This window comes from Parachlamydia acanthamoebae, assembly GCF_000875975.1.
Classification (GTDB): Bacteria; Chlamydiota; Chlamydiia; order Chlamydiales; family Parachlamydiaceae; genus Parachlamydia; species Parachlamydia acanthamoebae.
The window spans coordinates 88,998-101,568 of record NZ_BAWW01000066.1 but is presented as its reverse complement, the minus strand read 5'-3'; the positions used below and the strand labels follow the sequence as shown (position 1 = coordinate 101,568).

At 34.8% G+C, this 12,571-nt stretch carries 5 protein-coding genes and 1 pseudogene; 2 read left to right on the top strand and 4 right to left on the bottom strand.

Going from position 1 to position 12,571, the window contains the following annotated elements:
• Positions 1 to 96: 96 nt before the first annotated feature.
• Positions 97 to 1,266 (bottom strand): annotated as a pseudogene (locus AOM43_RS10095) (RHS repeat domain-containing protein); the annotation flags it as partial.
• A 118-nt stretch (positions 1,267 to 1,384) separates the two neighbouring features.
• Here AOM43_RS10095 and AOM43_RS10085 point away from each other — a divergent pair.
• Together AOM43_RS10085 and AOM43_RS10080 are read left to right on the top strand one after the other, a co-directional pair.
• Positions 1,385 to 1,570 carry a hypothetical protein gene (locus tag AOM43_RS10085; protein ID WP_059360108.1) on the top strand — a complete coding sequence of 62 codons (186 nt, stop codon included), beginning with the start codon at positions 1,385 to 1,387 and terminating at the stop codon, positions 1,568 to 1,570.
• Positions 1,571 to 2,329: 759 nt separating this feature from the next.
• Positions 2,330 to 4,795 carry an ATP-binding protein gene (locus AOM43_RS10080; RefSeq protein WP_226987489.1) on the top strand — a complete coding sequence of 822 codons (2,466 nt, stop codon included), beginning with the start codon at positions 2,330 to 2,332 and terminating at the stop codon, positions 4,793 to 4,795.
• 71 nt (positions 4,796 to 4,866) lie between these two features.
• Here AOM43_RS10080 and AOM43_RS10075 read toward each other — a convergent pair whose 3' ends face one another.
• The 3 genes from AOM43_RS10075 to AOM43_RS10065 form a co-directional block, all read right to left on the bottom strand.
• Positions 4,867 to 7,674, bottom strand: a complete 2,808-nt coding sequence (locus tag AOM43_RS10075; protein WP_226987488.1) for a beclin/Apg6 coiled-coil domain-containing protein — start codon at positions 7,672 to 7,674, stop codon at positions 4,867 to 4,869.
• 338 nt (positions 7,675 to 8,012) lie between these two features.
• Positions 8,013 to 9,626, bottom strand: coding sequence for a hypothetical protein (locus tag AOM43_RS10070; protein ID WP_059360104.1), 1,614 nt, complete (start codon positions 9,624 to 9,626; stop codon positions 8,013 to 8,015).
• A 581-nt stretch (positions 9,627 to 10,207) separates the two neighbouring features.
• Positions 10,208 to 11,803 (bottom strand): ankyrin repeat domain-containing protein, encoded by a 1,596-nt coding sequence (locus AOM43_RS10065; RefSeq protein WP_226987487.1) that lies wholly within the window; start codon positions 11,801 to 11,803, stop codon positions 10,208 to 10,210.
• Positions 11,804 to 12,571: the final 768 nt, after the last annotated feature.

The following is a 12,571-nucleotide window of genomic DNA, read 5'->3' as shown; positions in this document are numbered from 1 at the left end:
CATCAATAATTTTCTTATGTCTAGTCTGAGATGCACCTATGGTATTTATTACATCTCGTCTTTCCTCTAAATCTAATCCATCTGATCCGATATAGCTTAGAGATGTGTGTACACACCATGAATAGTTTCGACGGCAAAGTCAACAGTTCCATGAACCACGCCTTTTAATCTACGATCGAATTCAGCATCTCTTGCGCGCCTGCTTTCTTCATCATAAATGCCATCTATGTCTATAAGGCCAAATAAATCAATACTAGTTGAAGGACTGTTATTTACATATGCATATAGATTAGGTCCGGCTTCATAACCAAGGGGATCAGCAGTGATCCAACGAGCTATTTGAGGATCATAGTAACGTCTGCCAAAATAAATCAGGCCCGTTTCTGGATCAGTTCGTTTGGAACAAAAACGCCAAGATGTTATCGGTTTTTTAACATCCCCAAATGGATCAAAAATGGTTTCTTCTCCGAAAGCTGTGTAGCGATAGATATCGACAGGTTCACCTTTAGAGTTTAAAAGAACTTGAACATGCACTGTGAAGTTAGTTAAAGGAACATACACTTTTCCTTGAATTTCAAAAGCAACCGCAGCACCGATTTCAGCACCACGTCCATGGCCAAGCGGTCTAAATTCCATTAAGTGTTGCTCTGCATCACAAACTCCTACTTCATTATCTCCTTGATAGAGGAAATACTGCGTATCTTGTGTCACCCAATTGTCTGTTAATGGATCCCAAAGCGATTTAACTTTAGAAAGGCGCCGACTTAGATCGTCATAGGTGTAGTTAAAACGTATATTGCCGATGGTAACAGAAAGCAATCTATCCCAGGCATCATACGTGTATTTTTGATCATGGCGCTCGGATAGATTCCCATTGGGGTCATAGGCATAAGCACTCAGTTTGTCTCCTAAAAGCTGATTAAGTGAATTGAAGTCAAAACGTTGATCATCTTTTACAAAGCGATTAAAGAGTGAATCGTGTTGATAAGAGTGATTCGCTGAACTCTTTTCTGAATTGAGCTGATAGAGATCATCATAAGCATATTGACAAGGCAAACGACCAATTGGATCGGTGTAAGTTTGTGTAAGAAGATTCCCAACAGCATCATATGTAACTCCTGTTTCACTGAAATGTGGAGAGTGGATCGACTTGTGCCGATGAAGCAAATCATAAGTATACGTTGTTTGACCAATGTTGAAAGGCAGATCTTTTTGGATCAGATTACCTGCTTGGTCATAGCGGTAAGTTTGGGAATAAAGCTGTTCTCAATCGAAAGCGCATCTTCTGATTATTTGATTTCAACCTTCGAAGCTCCGCATGAAATTAAATTATATGTTCAAGCCATTCAGAGAATCACGTAGATGAAGGTCAAGCGGCCATATCGTGTGTGGGTTACAACGTGTAGATTTAACAGAAATAAGCGGATTAACTTATGAGGGGAACACCTCTGCTTATTCCCTAAATCCACAGATAGATAAAGCAGTCGATCTGATCCAAAAAGATCTGCTTTCTGATTTAGGAACACTTGCTTCAGTTCAAAAACACAAATTTGACAATATCTTGGGATAGATTACCTGCCGTTGTCATCAGTCATACATGCTTCAATTACATTGCAACGATCTAAGTCCGTGTCTTTCTAAGTGAAATCAATTGGAATCAGTTGATAAATGATTGGATTACACAAGATAACCAGCATGTATTTGTTCAAGAACTAAAAATAGGAGGCAGCTTCTGCTCTCTGTAAATGCTAGTTTTAATATTAAAGTACTAAGATTTTAAAGGGGATTTCTCAAGGGAATTGAAGTAAAGAATGTAGTGCTAAACCAGCTAAAAACGTCATGTAAATGACATTTTTATGCTCTTAAGAATTTCTGGGCTTAGTATTTAAGCTGGATGCGTTCTCAGCAAGTTTTTTAATAAGTTCTATTTATTATTTGACTTTTGTTGGGTTTTTCTTTTTAATGCCAGTGTCATTAATAAAATTTAAACTAGGAATGTCTTTTTATGAATAATTCTATAGATTCTTTGCATACATCTGTCAACGAATATGTGAAATTGACTAAATTTTTGAGTATTCAAAGTCTTTTTGGGCAAGGCATTGCCAATTATGAAAGTAAATTAAAATATTGTGCTGAACAAATTTTTAGACGCATTGAAGAAGTTAGGCAAGAAAAGAAAAAATACTCCGAATTAAGTGCTTTTTTAGAGAAAATAGTCTCTTCTCCTTCTCAAATAAATGAAAAATATAAAAAAGAACTTATTTTAATCTTCATTAGGGCTATTTCTCCTGACAGTTTCATCCAGAAGGCTTCAAAGTCGGATGATTTATTGAAATTTTTTATAACTATTCACAATGAAAGATCGGATGAAATCCTATCTAAAAATAATTTGGATGGAAATATAAATGCTTGTGAATCTTCATCTGATCTTAAATCACAGCCTCCACGACGGCTGTTACCTCTTCCTTCAAGGTCTCCGTCCGAAGAATCAAAAAGAATTTATTTCATCAAAAAATTGATTGATGAAGATAACAAAGATACTCAATTATTTTCCCTGCGAACCAAGCCGCTTCATTTTACAGGTATAGTTCAGTCTAAATTTCCTTCTCTTCTCCAGCTGTGTTCAAAAATGATTACAAAAATCATCAAAAAAGATTGCATTGTCTGCCAAGATGCTACTCATTCTATTATTTCGGCTATTAAAAGCATGGTTAGTCACAACGGTATTTCAAAGCCTTTTAAATCTGAAGAGGCTGATTCTTCAAATAAAAAATTGGAAGTAGGCATTAATAAATTTGTAGAACTGGCGGAAGAAATTAAAAATTTTAGTGGGGATCGACTATTGGAATTAGGAAAAGGGGACTATTTGAGAGCGGTGTTAGAATCCTTAGAAAGAATTTTTTCTAGAGTGTTGACTCCCCGAGTTAAGAGAATAAGTTCACCACATGTGATAGTTGTGGGAGAAAGTGGCGTTGGAAAGAGCACGTTCATCGGGTATTTACTCAAAGCGAAAATTATTTTTAAAAGCGAGGATGGTAAAGCGATGTATGAATCCGAGCAGACAGATCAATTTCCTGAAATCGGGCATCAAAATTCGAAGACCAAAGGAATTGCTGTTTTTGGCAGTTATATTGATACTGGGGGGCTTTTTGACACAGAAGGTCCTTCAGCTGAAATCTGCAACAGTATGGCTGTTTATCTTGCGAGTCAATTATATCCTCTAAACCGGTTAGTATATATGTTTGATTCTGCTGTTTTTAATAATAGAGCTCGTGGATTTTTTGATTTAATTGACCGATTGCGAAGGATTTTGCGTGATGCAACAAGTTTTGAAGCTCTATCCTCAATATTATTTGTGATAAATGATCCAGCATACACTTACCAAAAAAGTAAAAAAAAAATTATTGTGGATATTAAGCATGAAATTAAAATATTGAAAAAAAGATTAATTAAAAGTGGATTTTCCTATTCACAACTTAAGGAATTTAATAAGGATGATGCAGCGCAAGAAGATCAGAAAAGATTTATAGAAGATAATCCAGAAGTACCTGAGATTTATGAAAAAATAACCATTTTAAAAATGATTTTAACGATAGATAATATCGAAGTGCTTGATCTGAAAAGTGACATATCAAGACAAAGAGTTGAAAAAAAATTAATCGCAATTTCATTTCCACCTTTACCTCTCAATATGGAAAATTATGTTATGGGAGGATTTCAAAAATTTAAAGTCATTTTAAGGGATACTGCGAACTACTTCAATTCTCTTTTTGTAAGACGCGAACAACTCACATTTCAAATCAAACAAAATTGTTTAGATTTATCCAAGCTTGAAAGACTTATACATTGTAATGTCATGATTAAGGATTCCAACAGTAAATCTTGTGTGCAAGATAATATTCTCGAAATACGGGACATTATGAATGAACATAAGAAAGAATCAAATGAATGGATGGACAGATTAAAAGAAACAAGAGAATATCTTGCTATACTGAAACACCAGCGAGAGGAAGTCGTAAAAGACGAAACCCTTATTTTCTGGAAAAACGCCAGCTATAGGGATATATATCCTCCTATTTTTCTATATTGGTTAACACCAACGCGTGAGTTTAAGCAAGAAGCTTGCGAATTTGTTCAAGACATCAAATATTGCCATCCTAATAATGATGAAAGCTTAGGGAAGTTTATAGAGAAAAAAAAAGATGGGGCAATTCAAATTATCTACAAGCCTTGTGGATCTTTTCCTAAGAAAATTTATCAAAAAGATCCTAGCCAATATGCACAGATCGAATTTTTTATTAAAAAAAAGGATCATCCCCTTACTTTAAATCGATTATTGAGAATCGATTGGCTCATAAATCAATTTAATTTTTCGGAAAAATACTGTGAGAGAAGGATCAAACATCTTCAGGACATCAATCTAAAGTATCAAGCATGCGAAGACCAAAGGCTTAAATCTAAGGAAAATATCGAAAGCTGTGTTAGAAAAATAACTGATATAAAAACGAATAATTGTGGATTACAAAATGAGCTAAAAATGATAAGCTCAAAGCTATCTTTACATCGAGAATGGTTATGTTTAGTCGGAAAAATCATAAAAGCAATGAAGCTGAATGAAAAAGAGAATCAAGATGAGAATAAAATATTTAATGAGTTTCTGAATTATGTCCTGAAAGATAGAGGTATTCAAGATATTCGTTATGAAGAGCTTATGCATGGAGTGCACTCAAACATTGAAACACTTAAAACAAAAGTTTTTCGAGGCCTTTTTGATGCTTTTAAAACTTATCTTTAGTCTCTTTCTCAATGAAATAGGGGAAGTATGTTCTTCCCCTTAATAAAGTGTAGCCTATTTTGAATTGGTACTTAGGTCGGTTCAAAGTCTTTTGAAAAATTTATAAAATCTTCATAGATTTTTCTTTCTGAATCATTTGTTGATTCACTATGAATTTCCAATTTTACGATCAGCTGAACAATTAATCTCCGGTAATCGCTAAACTTACTCATTTTTAATTGAAGCATTTCAAGATCTTTCCCCACCTCATTATATTGAGATTTTAAATCAAGTAGCTTTTCACTTAAGGATTCTTGCTCATTTCGGCAGTCATTTTTATTGCGAAAGTTATTCAACTGTTCCTCTACATCTCTTTTGCTAGCTTTTTTAGTATCTAGGGAGGATTCGATTCTCTTGAGTTCGGCCTGCGTAGCGGGATGATGTTTTTTCATGATATATAGCTGGACCTCAACTGTACGCGCTTTTGCGCGCCAACCTTGTTTAAAAGTAACTTGGTATTTTCCCTTGCTATTGTTCTCTTCTTTTTCATTGCAAAAATGGCCATTGTTATAATCTCCTCTAGGTGGATTTAGCTTAACATGATCAATTGGAACGACCATGTCTCCAATAGGAGAAATTTGCTCAAAGCGGTGTTTTATTGGAAGAAAATGCCAAAGAGAGCGTTCGGAAATGATTTTATCTTTAGCAAGATCTTTCCAGATTTCGGTTTCTTTTGAATTGAGTTCTTTACTGTGGTTTTCTAAATCTTCGATTTCTTTATTTATTTCTATTAATTGTTTTTCAAGAGATTGAATTTTTATTTTAGTGTAAGTATTAGGTTCATTTTTTAAAGATTCTTGCAAGTTGGTTATTTCTTCTTGGATTTGTAGAAGGTCTTTGCCTTTTTTTATTTGATTTTCAAATAAAGAGTTGAAGTATGCTGTTGTTGCCAGTATAAATGATTGAAAAATTTGATTTCCATCCTCGACAAGATTTTTCATGCAGAAGGATAAGGGAGGAGTATCATTTATGCTATTTTTTTTATTTTGTATTTCACTTCTACTGGTTCCTGAAAAAATATCAGAGACGATAATGTTATCTAGTTTCTTCACCTTTTCTAATAAAGTGATTCTCTCTTGCAATTCGCCAACTCTTGGATTTATTTTTTTTCTTTCTTTCTCCTGCTCTTCAGGTGAAATTTCAGTAAACCAAGCAGCCCAACTTTTTGGGGTGAATCTCCAAACCTGCATGTGCCTAGGAATATCCTTGTCAAGGAGATCTTGTTTTTCGGCTTCTAATTGTTCGATTGTTTGGTCTATGAGATGAATGATGTCATCTTTGGTTTTTCTTTCATCTTTTTTACTTGCTAATTTATCATTTACGACAAATAGAATGGATGATAATACCTGTTCACTGTTAGATCCAAGGACTATTCTTGTCAAGCGGTCAATCATTTCTAAAAAAATACGAGATCTTTTGTTAAAAGCTTGGGAATTTAAAACGACTATCAATTTTTTAGGTTCGTATGATCGAGTAGCTATATGAATAGCTACGCTATTCATAATATCCTCAGAAGTTCCTTCTGTATCGAAGCAACCAGCTGTATCGATGTAGTTTCCAAAAACCTCTATCCCTTTTGTTTTAGAACCCCCATGTCCAATTTTTGGATAAATGCCGGAAGATCTTGGATCATAAATAGCCACTTTTTTGCCACTTTTGTTTTTTTGATAGATGATCCTTGCATTAGTTAAATAGCCGATAAGAGCACTTTTGCCAGAACTGGATTCCCCCATTACTAGTGTATAAGCGCGTCCATCTACTTTTTCAAATCCTCTAGCGAACATTTTTGAAAAGACTCTATCTAGTGAATTTAAGAGATCTTCCAATTTAACAGACCCCAATTGACCTTGGAGTGTATTTTTATGATAGAGATCAATTTCTTTGGCAAGTTCATTAAAATCTTTTTTACGAAGTGAGGATGTGTTTTGAGAGGTGAGTAAGGGAGGGCGAAGTGCTTGACTTGGGTATGGAGCTAGACAAGCTTCGTCAATAAAAAAGTCTCGCGTTATGATATGATCAATTTTTTCCAAGTAGTCTTTTTCAATAGTCTCTAAGACTTGGCCAATTTCTTCTACATTCTTTGGTAAATGAAATTTACTTGAAGGAATAGAATAATCACCAAAGCCTTTAGCCGTCATTTTAATTCCTTCAATACTTTTTCCCTGCAATTTTTCACTTAGTATTTTTCCCTTAAATCCACCACCAATTGTGAAACCTTTAAAGGCTACGTTTGATTTAGCTTTTGTTCCTGCGTGCAAATTTTTATGCGAAGAATGAAGGTGAGACTGAATATCAATTTCAAAAAAAATTTTATATCCCGTATATATCCATACCGCTCTCACATATTGATCTCCTCTTTGTTCTCGACCATGGAGATCTCTCCTTTGTTTCGGGGTTTGATTTAGCTGGCATTTATGGTAGTTGATATGGCTCGCCACAAAAACGATTTTATTTTCTTCTTCTTTAGATTTTCTTGAAGTGCCATACAGGGCATGATTTTCTACAGTCACCACGGGACATTCTAAATCAAATTTTACTTCAAACTTTTTTTTCAGTTCATCTGTCGCATTTTGATACGAGGTTCCGACCGCTTCTTCATGGCGATTTTCAGCCTTTAAAATATCGACTAACTCCGCAGAAAATTTGACAAAAGCTCTTTCTAAAAGGCCAGCTTCGGAATTATCGGCAGCAATATATCCTTTTCCTAAGAAGTTTAGAGCAAATTCTCGGATACGCTTAGCTTTAATTTCTGCTAATCCCATCTTTTGGGTTACATCGGCAGATGCATTCTCCGTTGATATGGATGAAGACGTGTTGATTGATGAACCATTTACATGCATATGAAGACCTCCACAAAAAATGTTTTAAAGGATTTTATAAGCAAAGATGGGGAAAAAGGGAAGGGAAATTAAATTTTTTCATTATCATATAAAATAAGTCTGACTTCTTAGTGCATATAATCCTAGAGGATCATTACTTTACACAGGTGATGATATTTCATGTTGCACTTACAAAAAATATTAGGGTCTATTTTATATTATAATTGTGAGTAAGAGCCCTATTTGATCTGATGCTAGTAGAGCTTTAAACGCTTTGATATCGGTTGCAAAAAATGACGAAGAATGTCCCGAATCACGTTTTTAAGCAATTCGGTGCATTTTGTCAAAAAAACTGCTACTTAGCTGCCTCTTAAATTATAAGTAGAAACCGTGTTTGCATAAATCCCATGAACAAGATCGAGAATTTGATCAAATTCAATAGGGGCTTTTGGTAATTGAACATCATGAGCAAATATTTTGGTTACGAGGTTTTTTAGATGTCTTATTCGAAAAGACCATTTTTCTTTCAGTTCTTTTGTTTGTTCAATGTATTTTTCTGCCTCTTCGCCAGTCTTGCCCTCATCAGGATAGCTCTTTAGTAGATCATTTAGAAAATCAAAAGAAAAAGGTTTTTCGTTATAGCTTTCTTGTCTATCAGTCACGTTTATTTGATCAATAAGGTTAAAGAAGGCTTTACAATTATCAAATGTTACCTCATTTCTTAAGTCCAGATATTCGTAGATCATTTTAGAGAACAATTCATGGACCATTTCATACAGAAAATGAGCTCTTATCCGAATGGGATTCTCTTTTGGATATTTATAATAGCCCAGAATGAGCGCTTTTTTTAAACGAAATAGCTTAAGTTTAATATCAATACCTGTGTGGGCGTAGATAGCTTTATAAATGTCTCTCTTTCTTTTTGCAGTATTATTTTCAGTGATTAAAGTTTTTCCAAATTCCGTTTCCTCTTTTTTTTGAGCTTTTGAAAGGACTTCTAAGAGTTGATTTAACGTGATATGATTTTTGAAAATACCTTTGATTTTATCTTCTAGGACATAATCATAGTGAACTTCCTCGTTCAATTGCTCAATCTGAAGCATAGCGGGGCTTCTTCTGGCATCTTCTAGGATTATTTTGATATCTCTTCTATCAGGGAAAGAAGAAAAATTTCCTTTAAGTCCTCCTAGAATCAATAAACCTATGAGCGCACTTGTGCAATGTTCTTCGGTGGTTTCTTGCCAATCTAGTTGTTTCAAGATGGCAAATTTTTCGATGATTTCATCCGTTGCTAATCCATGGAGAGTGATTTTATGCTCGGCTATACGGCCTATATCTCTTAAGTCGTCAAAATGGTTACGGCACTTTGATCTTTGTTGGTCCACAACAGGCCGAAAACTCATGTACTGCCGGGCTACTTTTAATGCGACATGCGAAGTTGAATTATCTTTCCAAATATAGATGTCAACAGATCTCATCGCCAAATGATAGTAGGGGATTTCTTCTTGCTCAGGATTGATTGTCGTTGCAGAAAGCGTGTTGAGCAGGACTTTTTTTAAACTTTTCGGCAGTTTATTTTTTTCACAATAACGAATACATTTTTCCAAATCTTTTTCTTTTTTAAGTACCTGCTGAAGTTGAGAGAGCGCCTTTTTCGTTTCTTTTACTTTAGTATGATCCTTTTTAAAGCAGTTGAAAGCAAATTCAAGTATACATTTCAAGCTTGTTTGGCGATCTCTAGGCGCATACTTGATCATTATTTTTTTTAGTTTGCTTGATAGTGAAAAGGCTTGTTTTGTTGACTCTAAATAAAGAATGGCTGAATGACAGATTTCAATAAGTTTTTGTTCGTTAGTCTTATTTGGAATGGAATATTTTTTTAGGTATTTTAGAATGTAGAGAGTTGCAGGAGTGTTTTGATGGATACCCATTTCATAATAGGCTAAATTTGTATGTAATCTTTCAGGAAGCATTCAAGATCCCCTTTTGCAAATCTTTCTCGATTTACTTTTATTTTGATTCGTTTTGGTAAGTCAAAAAATAGACAAAGACTTTTGCTCTTTGTAAACGCTAACTTTTAACATCACGGCATTAAAATTTGAAAGAAGATTTTATAAGATGTTGATGTAAAAGATCTTTGGCTATTTTTGCAGTTGAACACGTTCAAATATTATGTGAATGCTTTTTTTCATGCTGATCAAAGTCTCTTTTAGATGCTGAAAATTCAATTTTCGATGAGTTTTACGAGGGGATTTCTTACATATTAGCAGAGTTTGGGTTGTTGAGAATGCATTTGAAATTTTGCAAAACAATCAAACCTTTTTCCTGTATTTTGAAAAATGGCCCCAATTTTGAGTTGCAGCCATTAAAATGTGCTGCAATTCTAGGGCTGTTGTGTAACATGTAGCTTTTGAATGACAACGACTGGGCCTAGAGAATCCGTTGAGGTTTGTTGTTGATACTCTTTAAGCCTTCAGAATGTGTGGTCTTATAAGTTAAAAGTATGTTCTAAGGGAAAAGCGTGGTACAGAACACGAGAATTTGCAGTAGATTGCTAGACTGTTGCTCCCAAACTTGAAAGTAAGCGCTCAATTTTTTTATAGTTATGCTGCTTTGCTAAATCTAGGGCTGTATTGCCATGTGAGTCTTTCGCATTCATATCAGCTCCATATTTTGCGAGGAGCTTAATTATTTTAATCTTGGGAATGGAGCTGGAAACAGCCCTATGTAAGGCCGTGCCTGTGTTAGACTGATGGTTAATTGTGGAAGACGCTCCTGCTTTCAGTAACAGACGAGTTATTTCTGATGAGAACGAAAGGGTCAAAGGGGTATCTCCCTGAGCATTGACTCTATTTACATCAACATTTTTTCTGATAAGAAACTTAACAACATTTGTAATTCCATACATTACAGCTAAGTCCAACGCGGTAAGACCTTGCAGGCTCTCGATGTGAATATTCGCCCCATGTTGTATGAGGAATTTAATCATTTTAAGATCGCCCATGGGAGCTGCTCGGTGTAAGGCACTGCCTCTATCAGACACATGGTTAATTGTAGCAGTTGCTCCAGCTTCTAATAACAGGCGAGTTATTTCTAGTGAGTTTGAATAGATTAAAGGAGTTACTCCTCGAGTATTTACTCGATTTACATCAGCATTTTGGCTGATAAGAAATTTAACAATCTCCGTATTTTTATTTATTACAGCCAAGTCTAAAGCTGTAAGATCTTGCAGATTCTCTATGTTAATATTTGCCCCGCTTTGTATGAGGAGCTTAACTATCTCAAGTTCCCCCTCTCGAGTTGCTCTATGCAAAGCATTGCCGACCTCTGGTTGAAGGCTAAGCAGATCAATGGTTGCTATTGCCCCTGATTCCAGTAACAAAAGAGTGATTTCGGGTGATTTAGAATGTATTAATGGGGTATTTCCTCGGATATTGACTGTGTTTACATCTGCTTGTTTACTAATAAGATACGCAACTATTTCTTTATGTCCTCGAACTACAGCTATATAAAGTGCCGTACACCCATCCTGACGCCTAGCGTTAACTGTAGCTCCATGTTCCACTAAAGATTTAACGATTTCTAGCGATCCTTCACTCGCAGCTATGTGTAAAGCAGTTCCTTCTTTAGACTCATTGTCAATAGTGGCTGTTGCCCCAGCTTCGAGTAATAAATGAGTCATTTCTGAAGAGTTTGACAAGATCAATGGTGTAATGCCAGCCGCATTTGCTATATTTACGTCAGCTCCTTCATCGATTAAGAATTGGATGAATTCTAGCTTGTTATCAAAGAATATTGCAGTACTTAATGCTGTATTACCATATTTGTCTGTTGCATTAATGGCCAAATCGATTCCATATCTTAGAAGAAGTTTAACGATTTCTTTTTCCCCATGCTTCACAGCCAATGCGAGCGCTTTATTCCCAATTTTTTTGAGGCTATCACTAGGTTCCGATAATGGCCAATTGCCATTAACATTAAAAATTTTTCGGAATTTTTGAAAAGCTGATGTATAAAAAAACTTATTTGCAAGAATTGGAAGAATATATTTGGATTGTAGTGTTTTAAGATTTTGCAAAGTTTTGATTGGATCTATGGAATCACCGCCATTCTTAGCTTTTTTATAAACAATACATTCTGGGGGTAACAATTTCTTGATCCTCCAGACTTGGTTAATTTCTTTGAATAGATCTTTTAAATATTTGGATCCTTCGGAATAGGGTCCTTCATATCCAAATTTTCGAGCAAGCCTATCCATTGAAGCTGTCGCATGTTCATTTCCGTTGTGATTTAATCTTGCAAAAGCTGATAGATCAGAAAGACTTAGATGGTCCGTTATTCCCTGAATTAATTCATTTGGAAGGGGGAAAACTGGAGGCGGAGGGATAAAATTTTTAATTCTTTCATGAATTGCGTTAACTTTTTTTCCTCTACTAAAAATTTTCCTCACAAACCAGTTTAATTTTGATTGTTTTTGTGTGTATCCGTGATGAATTTCAGTTGATTTCGCTTTAAGGATTTTCCACAATTTTATTTTAGATAAACTTGAATAGTTATCCTGATGGTCGTCGGAGTAATTTAAATTATTCTTTATGATTTTTTCTATTTTATTCAGTGTGGATATCGCTGAATGATGCTTTTTCTGTTTGGAAGAATGTTCGACTATATAAAAAGTATTATTCTTAATAATAACATCAAAATATTTATTGCTGACATTCATGGGAGATTACTTTTTTAGTTAATTAAAAACTAATTATATAGTATCCAACAAAAAAAGTAAATAAAACAGACTCAGAAGATCCAGAGCTATTTTCATCGATAGAAATATCAAGGTTGGTTTAATTTGCCTTGCAAACCACAATATCTATGAAAGAGAGATGTCCAAGATTTGTCCGAATATATTCCATTCAGCTCAAAA

Bases quoted from the DNA above. Each gene is read 5' to 3' on its own strand.
- AOM43_RS10075 (WP_226987488.1), bottom strand. From the start codon at position 7,674: ATGCATGTAAATGGTTCATCAATCAACACGTCTTCATCCATATCAACG.
- AOM43_RS10070 (WP_059360104.1), bottom strand. From the start codon at position 9,626: ATGCTTCCTGAAAGATTACATACAAATTTAGCCTATTATGAAATGGGT.